This is a genomic window from Candidatus Hydrogenedentota bacterium, from assembly GCA_018005585.1.
In the GTDB taxonomy this organism is placed as follows: domain Bacteria; phylum Hydrogenedentota; class Hydrogenedentia; order Hydrogenedentales; family JAGMZX01; genus JAGMZX01.
The window spans coordinates 1-18,039 of the sequence record JAGMZX010000017.1 but is presented as its reverse complement, the minus strand read 5'-3'; the positions used below and the strand labels follow the sequence as shown (position 1 = coordinate 18,039).

11 protein-coding genes are annotated in these 18,039 nt (G+C 66.2%); 7 read left to right on the top strand and 4 right to left on the bottom strand.

Annotated elements, in window-relative coordinates; translation table 11 throughout:
* Positions 1-86 precede the first annotated feature (86 nt).
* Both KA184_04760 and KA184_04755 read left to right on the top strand, forming a co-directional pair.
* Positions 87-1,610 carry a hypothetical protein gene (locus tag KA184_04760; protein MBP8128871.1) on the top strand — a complete coding sequence of 508 codons (1,524 nt, stop codon included), beginning with the start codon at positions 87-89 and terminating at the stop codon, positions 1,608-1,610.
* Positions 1,611-1,747: 137 nt separating this feature from the next.
* On the top strand, positions 1,748-5,191 hold the full coding sequence (locus tag KA184_04755) for a mechanosensitive ion channel (GenBank protein MBP8128870.1): 3,444 nt from the start codon (positions 1,748-1,750) through the stop codon (positions 5,189-5,191).
* On the opposite strand, the gene KA184_04750 is transcribed toward KA184_04755, so the two are convergent.
* A complete protein-coding gene (locus KA184_04750; protein ID MBP8128869.1) occupies positions 5,126-6,097 on the bottom strand; it encodes a magnesium transporter CorA family protein in 972 nt (323 codons plus the stop codon). The genes KA184_04755 and KA184_04750 overlap by 66 nt on opposite strands.
* 47 nt (positions 6,098-6,144) lie before the next feature.
* Positions 6,145-7,170 carry a small multi-drug export protein gene (locus tag KA184_04745; GenBank protein ID MBP8128868.1) on the bottom strand — a complete coding sequence of 342 codons (1,026 nt, stop codon included), beginning with the start codon at positions 7,168-7,170 and terminating at the stop codon, positions 6,145-6,147.
* A 338-nt stretch (positions 7,171-7,508) separates the two neighbouring features.
* On the opposite strand from KA184_04745, the gene KA184_04740 reads away from it, so the two are divergent.
* The 3 genes from KA184_04740 to KA184_04730 are packed head-to-tail and all read left to right on the top strand — an operon-like array spanning position 7,509 to position 11,173.
* Entirely contained in the window at positions 7,509-7,874 is a 366-nt protein-coding gene (locus KA184_04740) for a sigma-70 family RNA polymerase sigma factor (protein ID MBP8128867.1), read from the top strand.
* Positions 7,875-7,906: 32 nt separating this feature from the next.
* Entirely contained in the window at positions 7,907-9,832 is a 1,926-nt protein-coding gene (gene uvrC, locus KA184_04735; protein ID MBP8128866.1) for an excinuclease ABC subunit UvrC, read from the top strand.
* Positions 9,833-11,173 (top strand): alpha/beta fold hydrolase, encoded by a 1,341-nt coding sequence (locus KA184_04730; GenBank protein MBP8128865.1) that lies wholly within the window; start codon positions 9,833-9,835, stop codon positions 11,171-11,173. It begins immediately after the preceding gene.
* 253 nt (positions 11,174-11,426) lie between these two features.
* On the opposite strand, the gene KA184_04725 is transcribed toward KA184_04730, so the two are convergent.
* Positions 11,427-13,307, bottom strand: a complete 1,881-nt coding sequence (locus tag KA184_04725; GenBank protein ID MBP8128864.1) for a HEAT repeat domain-containing protein — start codon at positions 13,305-13,307, stop codon at positions 11,427-11,429.
* Positions 13,308-13,431: 124 nt separating this feature from the next.
* On the opposite strand from KA184_04725, the gene KA184_04720 reads away from it, so the two are divergent.
* Positions 13,432-15,237, top strand: coding sequence for an ABC transporter ATP-binding protein (locus KA184_04720; GenBank protein ID MBP8128863.1), 1,806 nt, complete (start codon positions 13,432-13,434; stop codon positions 15,235-15,237).
* Positions 15,230-15,394 carry a hypothetical protein gene (locus tag KA184_04715; GenBank protein ID MBP8128862.1) on the top strand — a complete coding sequence of 55 codons (165 nt, stop codon included), beginning with the start codon at positions 15,230-15,232 and terminating at the stop codon, positions 15,392-15,394. The genes KA184_04720 and KA184_04715 overlap by 8 nt, the downstream gene beginning before the upstream one ends.
* 91 nt (positions 15,395-15,485) lie before the next feature.
* Here KA184_04715 and KA184_04710 read toward each other — a convergent pair whose 3' ends face one another.
* Complete coding sequence (locus KA184_04710) at positions 15,486-17,840, bottom strand: sulfatase (GenBank protein ID MBP8128861.1); 2,355 nt, start codon at positions 17,838-17,840, stop codon at positions 15,486-15,488.
* Positions 17,841-18,039 lie beyond the last annotated feature (199 nt).

Genomic DNA, 18,039 nt, shown 5'->3' with positions numbered 1-18,039 from the left:
TGAATCGTGGTGAAACAACCGTGGTATTCACAATCAAGCGGGGGATATCCGGTCAGGCGGCACATGGCCCCGCCCGGGGGACTGCCGTGAAGTCGTATTGCGCCGCTGCCGACACGTTGTTGCTTCTCGCTGCGCTGCCCGCTTTCCTGGGCTGCCCGCCGGAGACAACGTCATATGCGCTGACGGTCTCCGTTACCGGCGAAGGGGCCGTCGTTGCCAGCCCGCCCGGCGGCACGTACGCGGCGGGAACCACGGTCACGCTCACGGCATTGCCCGCCGAAGGGTGGGAGTTCGACGGCTGGTCCGGCGATCTGACGGGAATTGCGCGTTCCGAGACAATCGTGATGAACAGCGACAAGTCCCTCCAGGCGAGTTTTGTCGAGGAGGACTGGCAGCCGGACCAGTTTGCCTTTGACGTGGACGTCGCGCCGGGCACGGTCATGGTCCCGGAAGCCAATCTTGGCCTGCTGCTCGCTTCGGACCCGGAGACGGGCCACTTTGAATTCGACACCGCGGGCGCGCAGGCCGCGGGAATCACGTTTGCGGCGGGCGCGCCGCTGGTCGTCCACGGCGTTGCAATTCGGCGCATCACGGATGTGTCGCACACCGATGGCCGCGTCCTCGTCGAGACGGAGCCCATCGCCCTGAACGAGGTCATTCCCAGTGGGTCGTTCGCCTGGGACTACGGCGTGGAATTCACGGAAGAGAAGGTTCGCGCGCTGATTGTGCCGGGCTACGGCGCCGTGCCCGTCAAGGACGGCGCGCCCATCGAGTTTGAACTCGAGGTTGGCGAATACACGTACGGCATCAAGGCGACGCTGGACGGCGTCTACGCCACGTTCGAGTTCACCGTCTCCAAAGACCTGACTGGCTCGGCGGGAGCGAAGTTCGTGGCCCGCGGCGAGATACGCCGGTTCCGAAGCCGCGAGAATCTCGCTTTCGGGGGCGGTGAACTGCAGGAATTCGGCCACGAACTGACCGGGATGCGCGGGGAAGCGACACTCGAGCTGGTCGTGGCCGCGTCCGGCTCCGACGCCGTTGATTTCAAGCTGCCCGTGCCTGTCTTCGAAGTTCCATTCGCCGTCGGGTTCGTTCCCGTGGTGCTCAAGGTCAAGGCACAGTTCGTCGTTAATGCGTCCGTGCCCGTGGACGGCAGCGCGCGCGTGCGCGCCAGATTCACATACGACAGCGACCTGGGCTTCGCCTATGACGGCGCGGACGTGCATACGGGCGGCAGCCTTGGCGGGCTCACCCTCGGCGATGAACTCCACGAAACCGGCGCGTCGAGCGCAATTGACGCCAATTTCGGCGTCGGGTTTCCCCGCGTGGAACTCAACATCGCGGGCGGGACCGTCGTGCCGTGGGCGCAGACCGCGTTTCTCGTCGGCGGCACCTACACATTCCATCCCGCGTGCCAGACGGCGGACGCGCTGTTCCTCGGCGCCGCCGGATTCGACCTGACGGTGCTCGACTGGAACCTCTTTTCCGGAAGCCGTACCTTCTTCAGCGAAAGCATCCCTCTCTTGCGCGCCGGCGACTGCCCCGACAAAGGCGACTGCGCCGACACACAGGACACCTTGTCCGCGCTCACGGCCCGCCCCTTGGAATAGCAGGGACCCGCAGACTATTGGCATCGCCCCGGCCATCTGTTATGCTGCAAAAACAGATGCCCTTGTGTACCGCAACTACCGGTGTTTATCGCATGCATAACTTGAGCCTTTCCACTGTGCGGCCGAGGATGCGCGTCGTGCTCTGCGGTCTCGCCCTGGCCGTGACTCTATCTCATGCGACGGCCCAAGAAGCCGCGCCGCCCGAGACCGCGCCGCCAAGCGTCGCATCAGTCGAGGCGCAAAAGGCCGGCGTCGCGCAGCAACAAGGTCTGGACGAGGCCGCGCGGGCACGCGCCATTGCTCTCTATGACGACGCCATCAAACAACTGAACCTGGCCGAGGAATGGCGGGTTAAAGCGGCCGATTTCGACAAGCAGCGGGAAGAGGCGCCGGCGCGCACAGAGGAAATCCAGGACACGCTGGCCCAGCCGCCCGAGGAGATCCCTCCGGTCGACGCAAGCAGCACGCTCGCGGACCTCGAGCCGCTCTTGAACGATGCGGAATCCAGGTACCGGGACGCGCAAAACGAGTACGACCAGCTTATGGCGGAACCGCGCCGCCGCGCGGACCGCCGCCGCGAGATTCCCGCGCTGGTCGCCGCCGCCAAAGAGCGGCTGCAGGGATTCCAGACGCAGGCGTCCCAGCCCGCGCCACAAGGGGAAGCCCCGGAGGTCGTGGCCGCTAACCAGGTTATGCTCGCGGCAGGCGTCGAAGCGGCTGCGCAGGAAATCTCGGCTCTCGAAAAAGAATTGCAGTCGATTGACGCGCGCACCTCGCTGCTGACGCTGAAACAGGAACTGGCGCAGCGGCGGCTCGCCCAAGCGGAGAAACGCGCGAAAACGCTGCGTGAAGCCACCGGCTCGCGCCGCCGCGACGAGGCGGAAATTGCGGCGGAAGAAGCGCGCCGCGCGCTCGAGGAAATCGGCGGGCTCGACCCGGAGATTCGGGAGCGCGCGGTGGACATCGCGCGGCAGAACGCTTCGCTGGCCGAACGCCGCGCGGGCGTCAACGGCCTCGCCGAAAAAATTGAGACCGGCATCGCCAGCCTCGAAGAGATGCGCGCGCAGCGCACCAAGCTCGCCAATGACTACGAGGTTCTGTCCCAACGCGTGCGCGCCAGCGGCTTGAATTACGCCGTCAGCCTCCAACTGCGCGACCTGAAGCAGCGCCTGCCCGGCTCGCGGGAATTGCGCAGCCGCAAAAGCGCCGTGAGCGAAGCCATTTCCGCCACCGAAAACGAATACAGCGAACTGGCCGCGCAGCAACTCGAACTCGCCGAACTCGACAACGACGTCAACGAGGCGATTGCCGGGTTAAAGGACAAGCGCACCGAGTACGAACTCAAAGGGATGAGGGACCGCTTCAGCGACCTTATCCACGATCAGCGGGTGCTGCTCGATGCGCTCGCGCGCGACTACCAGGCCTATCTCAACATCCTGTTCGAAACGAACTCGGAACTGATCCAGTTCACGAACCAGGCCAGCACGATCACGGCGTACATCAACGAACGCATCTTCTGGACCCGCGGCACTACGGCGTTCCGCGTGTCCCTGTTCCGCGAAGCCATAGACGCCGCGCGCGCTCTCTCCGACCCGGAACTGTGGGCCCGCGCCGCCTTGCTCATTCAGGACGAACTGGCCGCCAATCCCGCGTGGTATCTTGCGGCGTCCCTGCCCTTGCTCGTCTATCTCGCGGGGAGACGGCGTCTGCGGCAGCGGCTCCGGCTTCTGGGCAGGCAGGCAATGAACAAGAAGGAGACTCATTTCGGGCAGACCATTCAGGCGGCCGTGCTCACGCTGCTGGTCGCGGCGGCATGGCCGGTCGTGCTCGCCGTCGTGGGCTGGCGCGTCACCGTGGTAGCGGACCCGGTGGACACAGTCCGCGCCGCGGGCGGGGGCCTGCTCGCGCTGGCGGTGCTGATGCTGCTGCTCGCGATGTGCCGCCACGCATTTGACCGCGACGGCCTGGCCGAAGCGCATTTTGGCTTCCCCGCGCGCTATGCCAAAGCCATCCGCCGGCTGATCGCGGCGCTGATGGTCGTCGAACTGCCGGTCGCGTTTGTTGTGTCTGCCTGCGAATACCACGCGAGCGAAGAGTGGAAGGAATCGCTCGGGCGACTGGCGTTCGTGACCAACATGTTCTTTTTCGCCGTGGCCGCGGCAATCCTCCTCGCGCTGCTGCACCGCGCGTCCGTCGAGGCAAAACGCGGCAGCTGGCTTGAAGAGCGGCCCAACCTGCGCCGCCTCATGTACCTGGTCATGCCGGGCGCACCCGTGCTTCTCGCCGCGCTCGCCCTGAACGGTTATTACTACACCGCGCTCCAACTCGCGACGCGCCTGTTCTACACGTACGTGCTCGTGCTGGCCGTGATACTGGCCATGGCGCTCATCCGCCGCTGGCTGCTGCTCGCGCGGCGCCGCCTCGCCATCGAACAGGCCCGTCGCCGCCGCGAGGCCGCCAAGACCGACGACGACGAGTCCGTCGAAATCGCCGCGGAAGAAGTCGATATCGTGCGCATTGACGCGCAGTCGCAGACCTTCGTCCGCGTGGCGGCGGGCTTCGTGGTCTTTTTCGGCGTCTGGGCCATCTGGATGGACGTGGTGCCCGCGCTCGGCTTCTTCGACCAGTTCCCGCTCTGGACCACCTCCGTGTCCGTGCAGGAATCCTTCACCGACGCAAACGGCCAAGCCGCGACGCGCACGCGGGAAGAGATCGTCAACATTACGGTGTCCGACCTCGGGCTCGCCGCGATTTTCGCCGTAATCACGGTCTTCGCCGTGCGCAACCTGCCCGGTCTGCTGGAAATCATCCTGCTGAAGCGCATCGGCCCCGGCGAACGCTACGCCCTGCTGGCCGTGGTCCGCTATGCGATCACCGCGCTCGGTATTGTGCTCGCGTTCAACGCCATCGGCATCGGCTGGTCCAAGGTGCAGTGGCTGGTCGCCGCACTGGGCCTCGGGCTCGGCTTCGGGTTGCAGGAGATCTTCGCCAACTTCATTTCGGGCCTGATTATACTGTTCGAGCGGCCCATTCGCGTTGGCGACACCGTCACCCTCGGCAGCGTGAGCGGCACCGTCACCCGAATACGCATCCGCGCCACCACCATCATGGATTGGGACCGCAAGGAACTGATCGTGCCGAACAAGGAATTCGTCACCGGCCAGCTTATCAACTGGACGCTGACCGATACCATTACGCGCGTCGTGATTCCGGTGGGCGTGGCCTACGGCTCGGATACACGCAAGACGCTTGAGGTCCTGATGCGCGTGGCCCGCGCGCATCCCGCCGCACTGGCGGACCCCGGACCGCAGGCGTTGTTCCTCGGCTTCGGCGATAGCGCGCTCAATTTCGAGTTGCGAGTCTTCTGCGCGGAACTCAGCGAACGGCTCATCCTGTTCCACGACCTGCATATGGCCGTGGATGCCGCATTCCGGGAAGCCGGCATCGAAATCGCGTTTCCGCAACGCGACATCCATATCCGGTCAGGCCTGGACCACCTGGCCGCCTCCCTCCGCTCAGATCCAGCCGCGCTTGCGGAAGTACACAAACATGGCCGTGGCGACGCACCCCATCGCGCCTAGAACCAACGGAAAGGCAAAGCGCGCCCCGGGCCCCGGCCACAGCAGGATGTTCATCCCGTAGATGCCGGATATCAGCGAGAGCGGCAGCAGAAAGGTCGAGAAGATCGTCAGCGTCCGCATGAGGTCATTGGTCCGGCGCGCCAGTTGGTCACTGTAATTCTCGCGTATGCTTTGCGCGACTTCTCGAAGGCCCTCGGCGAGTTCCCACGCGTAGGTCAGGTGGTCGATGACGTGCCGGAAATCCCACGCAAGGTCTTCGGATATGTGCGGGTAGTCCCGCCGCGAAAGGGGCAGCACCAGCTCACGCAACGAAACCACCAGCCGGCGGAACCCCATCAAGTCGCCTCGCAGCCGGCTGACGTCCGTAACGAGGTCGGGCCGGATCGGCGTTTCCAGGGACTCCTCCTCCAGTACGTCCATCTGGTCTTCGTAGGTCTCCGCGCACAGGACGATGTTGTCGACGAGCCCGTCGATCAAATGGAAAAAGACGTGGTCGATGCCCCGCTTCAGCAGGTCCGTGTTGCGTTCGAGCCGGCGAAACACGTAACGCACCGACAACACGGGCTCCTGGTGCACCGTGATCAGATAGCGGCTATTGAAGAAGATGCAGATTTTCCGGGGGTTGAACGTGAGCGACGCTTCCGAAGCCACGGCGCCGTAGAGCATCAGGAACAGGTAATTGTCGTAATCGTCGATGCGCGGCCGCTGCTCGCCGCTCAGACAGTCCTCTACCGATTCCGCGTCCAGGCTGAATGCGGCCGCGAGCACTTCCATTTCCTCGCGGGACGGATGCTCCAAGTCTATCCAGACCTTGACTGTCCCCTGCGCCCACAACCGTGTCGCCGTAACCACGTCGGACGCAATCTCGATGGTCTCATCCGGATGCAGTGCATACGCCCTGAACATGAGACGCATCATACTCCAGAGTGTCCGGCCTGACAAACCGGTCCGCGTTATTTGCGCCGGAACAGACGACCCCGCAGCCCGCGCCAGCGCAGACGCGGTCCCGGCTCCTGGTGCCGCTCCGCCAATTGCCGCAACGTCTTGCGCGGGCGCCGCAATGAAAACCCGCCCGGCTGCGCCTCGGGGGTGAACGCCGCCGGGCTTTGGGGCGCGGCGCGGCGGCGGCGTGCCAGCCTGAAACGCTGTTTCCGCGCAGCGGGCGCGCGCGGCGCGGGCGGAATTGCGGCCGCGGGTCCGGCCGGCGCGGCACTCGCAACCACGTCGGGCACCACTGCGGACGGGGCCAGGTGGCCAACCTCCTTTTCGTCCAGTTGCGCGGAAAGCCCCGCCACGGCTTTGAGGTAGCGCTTGCGCCGCCATTTGGCGAAGACATTGTAGAGGATACCCCCTGCCGCAGTAACCAGAATGACCGCGAGCAGCAGGCGCGCGAGGGTCTCGTTGTAGACTTTCAGAAAATGGAAGAACCAGATCCAGACCGCCGTCGTGAACATGTTCCCGATAGTCACGGCCACAAACGTAAGCCACGTGCGCATGCCGAGCATGTATCCGATCACAACGCCCACCAGCGGGCCCGTGCTCCACAACGGAAACGCAACGAACAGCACCAGGCCGATGGCCCCGTATTTCTCAATGCGATCCTTGTAGCGCAGCGCGATTTCGTGCGTGCCGGTCAGCGGCGGGCCGATGAAAGGCCAGCGCGACACGCGTTGAAACCCCGCCACAAACAGCGGATAAACCAGCAGCATGATAATGAAATCCAGGGTGCAGCACTGGAACAGGATGAACCACCGGTTAAAGCCCAGTTCAAGACCGACGCCCGCGTTCCCGGCCCGTCCGCTGAAAAGATGCACCGGGATCAGTTCCCACACGTGGCTGTAAGGGTCGGGCCAGCGGCTGGCCAGATAGAGGAAAAGGACGAACGCCGCCGTAAGCAGGCCGTGCCCTGAGAAAAAAAGTGCGTAGAGCCCCGCACGCGACGGGCCCGCAGCCGGTTCTTTCGTTGTCGGAGGCGCCATGCAACCTCGTGATTCCGTGGTCCAGGAACGGGAAAAAGCGAGTATATCATTGCCGCGCGCGGCGGCAAATCGCGTGCAGGAGTTCGGGGTTCAAGCCGCGCCGGTTCGCGTTCCAGTTCCTTTACGGCATGCACCGGCAACGAGACCCGCCCCAGCGGCAGCTTCTTCGCATCTTCTATGCAGATGCTTTGCGGCGTCGCGCCAAAAATCAAGGCGCATTCAAAGGAAAACCGCCAGAATCGCAAAATTCTTCTCACCCCCTCCTGCCTTATGGATCGGGATCGCGCGAGAGGCCGGGCGCATGGGGCGCCCGGGCTTCCGCGGGAGGACCGGACCCCATGCATCGGAAACCCTTCAACCCGACGAAACGCTACCTCGCCTTCATGAATCCGGAGGCCTTCAAGGAGATGCCGGCGGAGCGGGGACTGTGGCACGAAGCGGCCGCGGAGGTCCGCGCGGGGCTGCGCTGGGGCCGCCGCAAAGCCGAACTTCTGGAGTGGGTGCGGCGGCATATGGCGCTTCTTCTCACAACGCGCGAACGGGAATGCATCGAGCTGCATTATTTCCAGGGCAGGACCTACATGGTCATTGCCGCGCTCACCGGCACGAGCGCGTCGTCGTCGTGCCGCGCTGTGTTGCGCGGCATTCGCAAGCTGCGCCAAGCCGCCATCGAACAGGGGCTCGTCAGAACTCCGGATGCCTGAACCGTGCGCCGCTTGTGGTAAGCTGACCGCGTATGCCCGCGCCAACCGACATCCACATCGAACGGCTCGACCTCGCCGGGAGGCCGGAGGACCGCAAGGATCCCGCGGCTTTCCTGGCGGCTTTTGAATTGAACCGCGTGCCGAAAGCGCCCGGCTGCTACCTCATGAAGGACGCGAAGGGACGGCCCATCTACGTGGGCAAGGCGAAAGACCTGCGCGCCCGTTTGCGCAGCTATCTCAACGAGAGCGACAGCCGCTACACGGTAAAATTCCTCATGCGCCGCGTCGCGGGCATCGACCTGCTGGTCACAACAAGCGACAAGGAGGCGCTGCTCCTCGAAAACAGCCTGATCAAACAGCACAAACCCCACTATAACGTGCGGCTTAAAGACGACAAGACCTACCTGAGCCTGCGCATTCATCCCGGCGACCCGTTCCCGCGCCTGACCGCCGTCCGGAAATGCCGGAAGGACGGCGCGCGCTATTTCGGCCCCTACGCGAGCGCGCAGGCGATGCGCGAAACGCTGCGCGGACTCCAGCGCGTCTTTCCGCTGCGCACCTGCTCCGACCACGTGCTCTTCAACCGCACGCGGCCGTGCCTCTACTACCAGATGCGGCAGTGCATGGCCCCGTGCGTGGCGCTGATCGACGCGCCGGGCTACCAGGAGATCGTCGCGCAGGTAATCCTGGCGCTGGAAGGCCGCAGCGACGAACTCGAGCGCGAACTCCGCCGCAAAATCGAGGAACACGCCGCGAAACTCGAATTCGAGCAGGCGGCCGTGCTCCGCGACCGCCTCCTTGCGTTGCGCAAGACGCTCGAGCGCCAGCGCGCCGTCGCCGTGCCCGGCGCGGAGGACCGCGACGTGGTCGGCCTCTACAACGAGGGCCGTTACGCCGAGATTCAGGTGCTCTTCTACCGCGGCGGACGCCTCCTCGGCGGGCGCGCCTTTTCTTTTGAGCGCACGGAGATGCCCCTCGATGAACTGCTGGCGTCGTTCCTGCTCCAGTATTACGCCGAAACGCCCGTCGTGCCCGCCGAGGTCCTGATTCCGCTCCCGATTGAAGACGCGGACACCCTCGCCGAGGTGCTGCGCGAACAACGCGGCGCACGCGCGGCGATCCTGTGCCCCCGGCGTGGTGAGAAGCGGGCATTGGTCGAACTGGCCGAACGCAACGCGCGTTCGAATTTCGAGGAGAAGCGCCTCGCCGAAAAGGCCGCGCGCGATGCGCTCGAACAGGTGCAACAGGCGTTCCGTCTTTCCCGCCCGCCGCTGCGCATCGAATGTTTCGATATCTCGACCATTCAGGGCGACAAGACCGTGGCATCGATGGTCGTGTTCGATCACGGCAGGCCCAACAAGCAGCGGTACCGCCGCTTCAGTATCCGCACGGTCGCGGGGCAGGACGATTTCGCCGCCATGCGCGAGGTGCTGCTGCGGCGTTATCGGAAGGCCATCCAGGAGGACGAACTCCCGGACCTCGTGTTGATCGACGGCGGCAAAGGGCAGCTGGGTGTCGCTCACGCGGCACTCAAAGACCTCGGCATCGAGGACGTGCCGGTCGTCTCTATCGCGAAGGCGCGCGCCCTCGAAGAAGGCGGCCGCTCACCCGAGCGGTTCTTCGTGCCCGGGCGCGTGAACCCGGTCATCCCGCCGCAGTCGGGGCCCGTGGTGCGGCTGCTGGCCCGCGTGCGCGACGAGGCGCACCGGTTCGCCATCACGTTCCATCGCGCGCGCCGCAAGAAGGCCGCCCTTGCCACGGCGCTCACGGGCGTCCCGGGCGTCGGGGCGAAGCGCGCGCGCACGCTCTTGAACCGCCTGGGTTCCGTTGCCAGAATACGCGCCGCGGCTGTGGAGACCATCGCCGCGCTGCCAGGATTCGGTCCCGCACTCGCCCAATCGGTGCTCAGCCATTTGCAGGCGGGTGCCGGGCCGGACGTGCAAGAGGAGTCACCCTGAATGGCCGGAGTATGGATCGCGCTGGGCACAGTCGTTGCCGTAATTTTCCTGGCCGTCCTTTACGGCCTGACCATTCGTTCGATGTACGGCGAGAAGATCCGCACCGGCGAAGTATACCTGGTATCGACGCCGGACCTCTGGAAGATACGCGTGTGCCGGTACCGCCGGGGCCGCACGCTCGGCGAGCCCGTGTTGTTCTGCCACGGCGCCGGCGCCAACCATCACAACTTCTCGCTCCCCGAGAACGAGAGCCTGATCGACTATCTCATGGAGAAAGGCTACGATTGCTGGGCGGTTGATCTGCGCGGTTGCCGCTCCTCGCATCCCCCGCAGGGCAAAGGACGCTTTGAGGCCACGCTCGACGATTATCTGCTCCACGATATCCCCGCGGTTATCGACCACATCTGCCGGGTGACAGGCTATCAGACCATCCACTGGATCGGGCATTCCATGGGCGGGCTGCTGTTGTACGCGTACGCGCTCGAGTACGGCCCGCGGCGAATCGCCGGCGCGGTCACGCTGGGCGCGCCTACCGGATTCGACGGCGCGCACAAAGCCCCTCCGCGTTTCCTCGTGCGCCTCTTCGCGCGTCATCCGCGCCTGATTACCGCGCTCGCCCACGGGTATATCCCTATTGGCCGGGCATTGCGCCTGCCCTTTGGCGTGTTCCCCGTCAACATGCGCAATCTTCACCCGAGAATCACGGTGGAGCATCTGTACGTGATGCTCGACAACCTGATACCCGACGTGTTCGTCACGCTCGCCGGCTGGATGCGCAAGCGAACCTGTCTCATGAAAGCGGGAACGCTGGACGTGAAGGCCGGGTTGCCCTCGTTGCGCGTTCCGTTGCTGATGCTGCTGGCGCCGCGCGATCCGTTCCTTTCCGTGGAATACGGGTGGCGGTTCTTTGAAGCATTGCCCACGGCAGACAAGAAACTGGTCGCACTCAGCAAAGAAAACGGCTGCGCGGAAGACTACAACCACGTGGAAATGCCCTTCAGCCGCGGCGCGCGCCACGAAGTGCACGCCCCTATCGCCGCATGGCTTGCGGCCCACCCCGCGCGCCGGCAGAGCGGCGAATTTCGCGACGCGGACGGACGCCTCGTCGGCGCGGCCGCGGCCGCCCTCGCGCCGCACGAACGCATCGGCATACTCTCCGGCTCGTCCTTCAGGCACCTCGTCGAGCACGACGCGCCCGCCTCAAGCATGGAAGATGCCCCGCCCGCTCCCGAGGATATCAGCACGGCAGACGACGACCAGCAAGCCGCTCAAACGTCCGAATCCGCCGCGGAAACCCCGCCGGACCCCGCAACGCAATCTCCCCCTTTCCAAACGCGCTGACGCATCGCAGCCAACCGCGTGGACTATGCAGGCGCTGTGCCACCGTGGCACGGGCGTCTTGCCCATGCTCTTCAGCTTCCTTGATTGACCCGCACGGGCCGGACGCCGCAGCCGGCCGGCCGACAGTTTCTCCTGTCAGGCCTGCAAAGAACTTCCACCTTCGAGCAGACGCACCCAGCCGGGCGCACCAATGCTCAGGGGCCAGGCATGCCCGGCCCCTGCGACTCCATTCGGGCGATTCGGGCAGCGCCGTCTACGCCGCCCACTTCTTCAGCGCCTCGGGGACCGCGCCCTTGTCCTTTTCGATTTCCCGAACCCATTTTTCGATGAAAGGCCGCCGCTCGCCGGGTTTCGACTTGCCGATCGGACTGTCGTCGTCCAGCGCCTGGCGCCTGCCGCAGAGTTCATTCAACGTGAACGCGAGCCGCAGCACAACGTACATCTCCGTCTCGCGGTCGAAGAGGTCGCACAGCGCGGCAATGTCGCCCTCGCCTGCCGTGTCCACCAGCGCGTAGGCCGCGCGTTCGCGGACAGGCCCGGGCGCCGCCGGGTCCTGCAGCACCGCGATGGCCGTCTGCGTCGCCAGCGGCTTCGGCGCGTTGAATTCGAGCGCCCCGATCAGGGCCACGCGCGCTTTCGGGTCAAGCGTCGCGTCGCGCGCGGCATCGGCGATCGCCGGGGCCAGCGTTGCACCGGAGGCGATTTCCAGGGCCCGCGCAATCTCCCGCTGGGTGTGCGGGTCGTCATCGGCGAGGTGCGCGAGCAGCTCCGGCGCAACGTCCGCGTTGCCGATCCGGCGCAACGCCGTCGCCGCCGCGCGCCGCACCGCCGCGTCCGGATTCTCCAGATAAGGCAGCAACGCTTCGGCGGCGGGCTGATACGTCATCGCGCCGAGTTCCTCGATGGCCTTGAGCAGGTCCGCGCCCTCGGCCGCGGCCAGCGTTTCGAGCGCGGCCTTCGGCACGGCCTCATCGCGCCAGAGCACGCAATAGTCGACCTCGATGATGCCCTGTTCCGTTTTGCCCCACGCGAAGGTGCGGAACCAGACGCGGTCGTCGCCCATGTGGATTACGGTATAGGTCGGCTTCGACATCGTCTCGCGGTCGTCGCTCATGGCCGTGAACGCTTCCGGGAAGTTCGCGTTGATGTCGCCGCCGTTCACGATGTACACGCAGCCGTTGCGGTCGTCGCGCTGCCCGCCGCGCAAAGCGAACATGCGTTCGTAGATGTGCGTGTGCCCCGCGATGTCGAGCAGGATATTGTTGCGATCGATAGCTTCCGCCAGCGGTTTCATCTGGCGGTCGCCCATGTCCTTGCGGCTGTCCGCCGGACCGTAATAGCCGCTGCAATAGACCGGGTAATGCTGGACGAGCACCGTGTACTGTCTGTTCACCGCGGGCATGTGCTTGTCGAGAAAAGCCGCCGCGCCGGGAATCTGCTCGAAAGAGACCAGCACGAAATGCGTGTTGCCCCAGTCGAAGCAGGCGTACGGCTCGCCGTCACCCGGTAGTTCATGATACTTCGCGAACCAGTCGTTCTCCGTGTCGAATACCTGCGACCCTTCGTGATTGCCCCGGGCCGACACCATCAGGAGCCGCTGATTCAGTTCGTGGAACCGGTTGAAATGCTCCGGCCAGAGGTCCTTCTGATGCCCGTTCAGCACAAGGTCGCCGTTGTGGATGTAGAACTCGGGATTCCACTGCGCCGCGTGCTCCGCCATGCGCGCGCCCTCCCAGGTCGCGTCCCAACGCCGCGAATCGCCGACCACCACGAACGTCATGGGCCGGTCCGCCGCGGGCGCGGTCTTGAATGTGCTTTCCTGAACGTCCGCGCCCGCGCGCACGCGATACGAATACACCGTGTCCGCCTCGAGCCCGTCAACACGCACGCGGTGGATGTTGTGTTCGTCCGCGGCGCCGGCCGCCTTCTGGTCATATGCGCCCTCCGGGCCGTACTCGACCACGCTTTCCGCCGGCTGGCGCGTCTCCCAGATCAGGGTGACGCCATCCCGCGTGACGTTGTTGAGATGGGGCCGGATATGAAACCCCTGCTCCGCATCCTGCGCCGCGGCGCACGGACTCCACGCGGCAACCGCCGCAACCGCAACGAGAATGACGAAATATTTCCTGTTCATGTTGTTTCCCTTCAATAAGGCGGGCTGAGCCGCCCTATGCGCGCGCCAACAAGCCGCATGCAAGGTTAATGGAACACGTATCCTGGCAAATCAGGCGCCGCCGTGCAAGCCGAGCCGAGCGGCTTTGTTATACTGCTGTGTCATGGTCTTCGGTTCGCCTACATTCCGCCGGTTTCTGCGCTATGCGCGGCCCTACCGCGTCCTGGTCATCGCGTCCATCGTCTGCGGCGTGCTCAAGTTCACGCTCGCGCTGCTGCTGCCGTGGGCGCTCGGGCTCGTAACGGACCACGTCATCCTCGCGGATGCGCCCGCGCCCGTGAAGTTTCAGCGCCTCGGCTGGACGGTGCTCCTCCTCGTCGTGGGATACGTCATCCGCATCCCGGTCGCGTACTACCGGTCCTGGTTCGCCGAGCAGGCGGGCAACCGCACCATTTTCGACATCCGCGAGCAGCTCTACGCGCACGTGCAGCGGCTCAGCATGAGCTATCACGCCCGGCACCGCACGGGCACGATCACGTCGCGCATTATCAACGATATCAACACCTCGCAGGGCATTCTCGACCGCGGCGTCATGTCCATCGCCGTGGACGTGCTGTTTCTCGGCGGCGTGTCCGTCTTCCTGGTCGTGTGGGACTGGCGCCTCGCCGCGGTGAGCCTGTTCACGCTGCCCGCGCACGCCTGGATTTTCGGTTACCTGCGCCCGCGCCTGCGCGAGGCGGCGCACGAGGTGCAGGCGCAGATGTCGCGCCTGTCCGGCGAGGTCAACGAGAAGATCGCGGCCTTGTCCGTCGTGCAGGCGTTCGTGCGCGAGCGGTCCGAGCGGCGGCGCTTCTTCGCGCTGCACCGGCGGTATTACGCGGGCGTCATGCGCCAGGTACGCCTGCGCTACGCGCTGCTTGCCGCGGGCGAGTTCCTGACCCAGCTCGGCCCCGTCATCGTGCTCAGCTACGGCGCCTACCGCGTCATCAGCGGCTACATCACGCCCGGCGAACTGCTCGTGTTCTACGGGTTCCTCGGCTATCTCTACACGCCCACGCAGCGCCTGGGCGACGTGACCGCCGCGCTGCAGCAGCAGCTCGCCGCCATGGACCGCGTCTTCCAAGTGCTCGACATCGAGCCGGAGATCCGCGACGCGCCCGCCGCGCGGCCCCTGCGCTGCACCGGGGCCCGCCTCGCCTTCGAGGACGTCTGGTTCGAGTACCTGCCCGGCCGCCCCGTGCTGCAAGGGATTACGCTGGCCATCGAGCCGGGCCAGTCCGTCGCGATCGTGGGCCGCAGCGGCGCGGGCAAGACCACCCTCGTCACGCTGGTCCCGCGCTTTTACGACGTCACACGCGGCGCGATCCGCATCGACGGGCAGGACCTGCGCGAGGTCACGCTCGCCTCATTGCGCGGCGCAGCCGGCATGGTCATGCAGGACGCGATCCTCTTCGACGCGAGCGTGCGCGACAACATCGCCTATGGCCGCCACGGCGCGACCGGGGCGGAAATACTGGAGGCGGCGCGCATGGCCCATGTGGACGAATTCGCCGGCGGCCTGCCGCGTGGTTACGACACGGTCATCGGCGAGCGCGGCGTCACCCTCAGCGGCGGCCAGAAACAGCGGCTGAGCATCGCCCGCGCGTTCCTGCGCAACCCGCGCATCCTCATCCTCGACGAGGCCACGTCGAGCCTCGACTCCCACGCCGAGGCGATCATTCAGGACGCGCTCGAACGGCTTATGCGCGGCCGCACCACCCTCGTCATCGCGCACCGCCTCTCCACCGTCATCGGTTGCGACCGCGTCGTCGTGCTCGACGAAGGCCGCATCGTCCAGGAAGGCGCGCACCACGAACTCATCCGCGCCCCAGGCGCTTACCGCGACCTCTGCGAGGAACAATTCGGCGCCGTCCAGCTCGACACGCTCCAGGAGACCCGTCCGCATGCGTAGGCCGTTCGGGGAGACAACGGCCGCCTGTACGCCGGGGCAGGCGAAAAGGTTCCGCGTCATCGGGCACACGCCGGCGCGGGTTCGCGAAGAGACCGGCGAGCAGTTCTTTGCGCCGGAGATCGCCGTACGCCCGCGCGCGATGGCCGCCCCCGCCTGAAATCCGCGGCCCGAATCAGCAATGTCCCGCTCCGGAACTCTTGCGGCCGCGCGCCAGGGCCCTTGCGCCAAGGGCGCGCGGGGCCGTTCCGTCATAGATACCCGAGCGCCTCGAAGCGTTCGTGGTCCTCCGGGGTCTGTTCGAACGGCCTGGTGGCGGGCGGGGCCCCGGCTTTTTGCGTTTGAGCGGCCTTCCAGGCTTCGGCCAGGGCGCGCAGGTAGTCCGTCAGCACGGGAAACGCCCGCGCGAGGTTGCACTGCTCGCCCGGGTCCGCGTCGAGGTCGTACACGTCGACCCGCGTCATCATGGCGTCGCGGATCAGTTTGTAGCGCGGCCACAGAAACGCCTCGACGCGGTTCGAGTCGTCCACGTTGAATCCGCCCGCGGCCGCGGCCGCCTGCGAACAGACGGGCACGCCCTCGGCCACGGGCCGCGCCGCCTTGACCAGCAGGTTTTCGCCCGCAATCGCGGCCGGCGGCGCCACGCCCATCAGCGCGCACACGGTCGGCAACAGGTCTACGGTGTTGTAGAGCGCAGTGCATCGTTTGGGCCACAGTTCCGTGACGCCCTTACCGTATAGGATAAGCGGGATATGCGCCTGCGTTTCGTAGACCCCGTTGCCGTGCCCGAAAAGCCCGTCATGCTCGCCGAAGGCGTCCCCGTGGTCCGCGGTCACGATGAACAGCGTGTTCTCCGCCAGACCCTGTTTCTGCAGCACGCCATAGAGCCACTCGACATCCCGGTCCGCGGCGCGCACGTTCTCGTCGTACCGGGCGCGCAGTTCGAGCGTCTCCTCCGAATCCAGGTCCTCGCCGTCGGCCGTGACCGGGCCGCGCGCGGTCCAATCATACCCCTCCAGGCGTCTCGCCGGGTCGGTGGTGAATGTGTGGTAGAGGCCGTCCGGGGCGCGGTGCGGCGCGTGGGGACGCCGGTGATGCACATACAGAAAGAACCGCTCATTCACATGCGCGCGCAGGAATTCGACTGCCTGCCGCGTGGCCGGGGCCGCGGTGTCCGGCAGGTTCACGCTGGAGGGCTCGTCGAACGCATCGAACACGGCGGCGAAACCGCGGCCGTGCCCTGTCCGTTCGGTCACGTTCGGGTTCGCCGTCACCAGGCCCGTCACGATGCCCGCGCCTTGCAGGCATTCCGCCAGCGTCGGTGCCGCCGGGACCGTGCCTTGCCCCCAGGCCCCGTGCTGAAAGGCGTATTGGCCCGTGAACAGGCTCCAGGTCGAAGCATACGTATACGTAACCGCGGCATAAGCGCGCTCGAACAGCACACCCTCCGCGGCCAGTTTGTCCAGGAAAGGCGTCGTGTCGCGGTGGTAGCCGTAGCAGCCCATCGCGTCCGCGCGCAACGCATCGAGCACGACGACGACCACGTTCGAGAACGGCGCGGCGGGGCTGACCGCCGGCGCGTCCGCCGCGGCGGGGGCCGGGTCCGCCACCATCCGCGGCGCCTCCCACAGGACGCCCGCGCCCGGCGCGCCGCGGCGCGCCTCCAATACGATTTCCACCACCTGCCCCGCATAGGCCCCGCAATCGTGCACAATAGGTTCGGCAGCGGCGGCGCCCGCCTCCGTCCACGGGAGCATTTCGTGCTCGACCGGCCCGGTCTGCGAATCGGCGCGCAACGACGCCCGGCACGACACGCCGCCGCCCTGCGCCGTAACGCCGTCCAGCACGAAGCGGCACGCCGCCTGCTCCGGCAGGCGCAACGGCAAACGGATGCGGCTTCCGCCGGCCTGCGCGATCTGCCCGTTCTCGAAGCGGGCAACATCGCCGGGCCGTTCCGGCGCGCCAGCGCCGCCCTCTTTATCCAGCAAGTCCACGGATTTGAGGGCAAAGGCGCGCCGGGACACGGCCGTCATCGGCGTGTTCCCCCGCGCTTCCTCGGGGCACACCGCGTAACTGCTCAGAAACGTCAGCGTGTTGGCCCCGGCGGTCTGCGCGGCCGCGGGCACGCCGAACTCGAAGCGCTGGAAGACATCCGGCGCGCCCGCGCCGAAGCGGCAGGCGCCCAGCCTGGTCCGGTTCCAGACGACCGTCACTTCCTGCGGCGGCAGTTTCGACCCCGCCAGGGCCGCGGGCGGGAACGGCTGCATCTCCAGGCGCAGCACGAGGCCGCGCGGCTCGAGCACGGTCAGGCGCAGTTCGGCCGCGGTCGAGGCGGCATACAGGCTGTCCGTCCACCGCTGCAGCAGGTTGCCGCGCGTCTCGTCGCGCCAGCCGCGGCCCAGCGCCGCGTACGACGCCTCGGACCCGAACGCGAGCGACAGGGTCTCGGCTTCGACGAGACGGGGCGTGTCCGGCGCGGCCAGGTCGCGCCACACCGCCCCATCCGCGCCCGCGGCCTGAGCGGGAACGGCAACCGCCATGCCCGCCAGCGCTGTCGCGAAAAGCCCCGCGCGCAAAAACGCGGAACAGAACTGCATCCCGCTCATGCAATCACCTTCACTTGGAATTTCAGGGATAGACCGCGAAGGATGACCTCACCGGGGCACCCGGTCTTTGCGCATCATACCCGGGCAACAAAGGGCTGCGCCAACCACAAACAGTGCCACGGCGGCCCGTCCCTGAGATCATTCTCCCACGCATGTGACATTCAGGCCCGGAAACCTCACGGCCGCGCACAATGGCGGA

Coding starts and splice junctions, on each gene's coding strand:
- KA184_04750 (MBP8128869.1), bottom strand. CDS start 6,097: ATGTTCAGGGCGTATGCACTGCATCCGGATGAGACCATCGAGATTGCG.
- KA184_04745 (MBP8128868.1), bottom strand. CDS start 7,170: ATGGCGCCTCCGACAACGAAAGAACCGGCTGCGGGCCCGTCGCGTGCG.
- KA184_04740 (MBP8128867.1), top strand. CDS start 7,509: ATGCATCGGAAACCCTTCAACCCGACGAAACGCTACCTCGCCTTCATG.
- uvrC (MBP8128866.1), top strand. CDS start 7,907: ATGCCCGCGCCAACCGACATCCACATCGAACGGCTCGACCTCGCCGGG.
- KA184_04730 (MBP8128865.1), top strand. CDS start 9,833: ATGGCCGGAGTATGGATCGCGCTGGGCACAGTCGTTGCCGTAATTTTC.
- KA184_04725 (MBP8128864.1), bottom strand. CDS start 13,307: ATGAACAGGAAATATTTCGTCATTCTCGTTGCGGTTGCGGCGGTTGCC.
- KA184_04715 (MBP8128862.1), top strand. CDS start 15,230: ATGCGTAGGCCGTTCGGGGAGACAACGGCCGCCTGTACGCCGGGGCAG.
- KA184_04710 (MBP8128861.1), bottom strand. CDS start 17,840: ATGAGCGGGATGCAGTTCTGTTCCGCGTTTTTGCGCGCGGGGCTTTTC.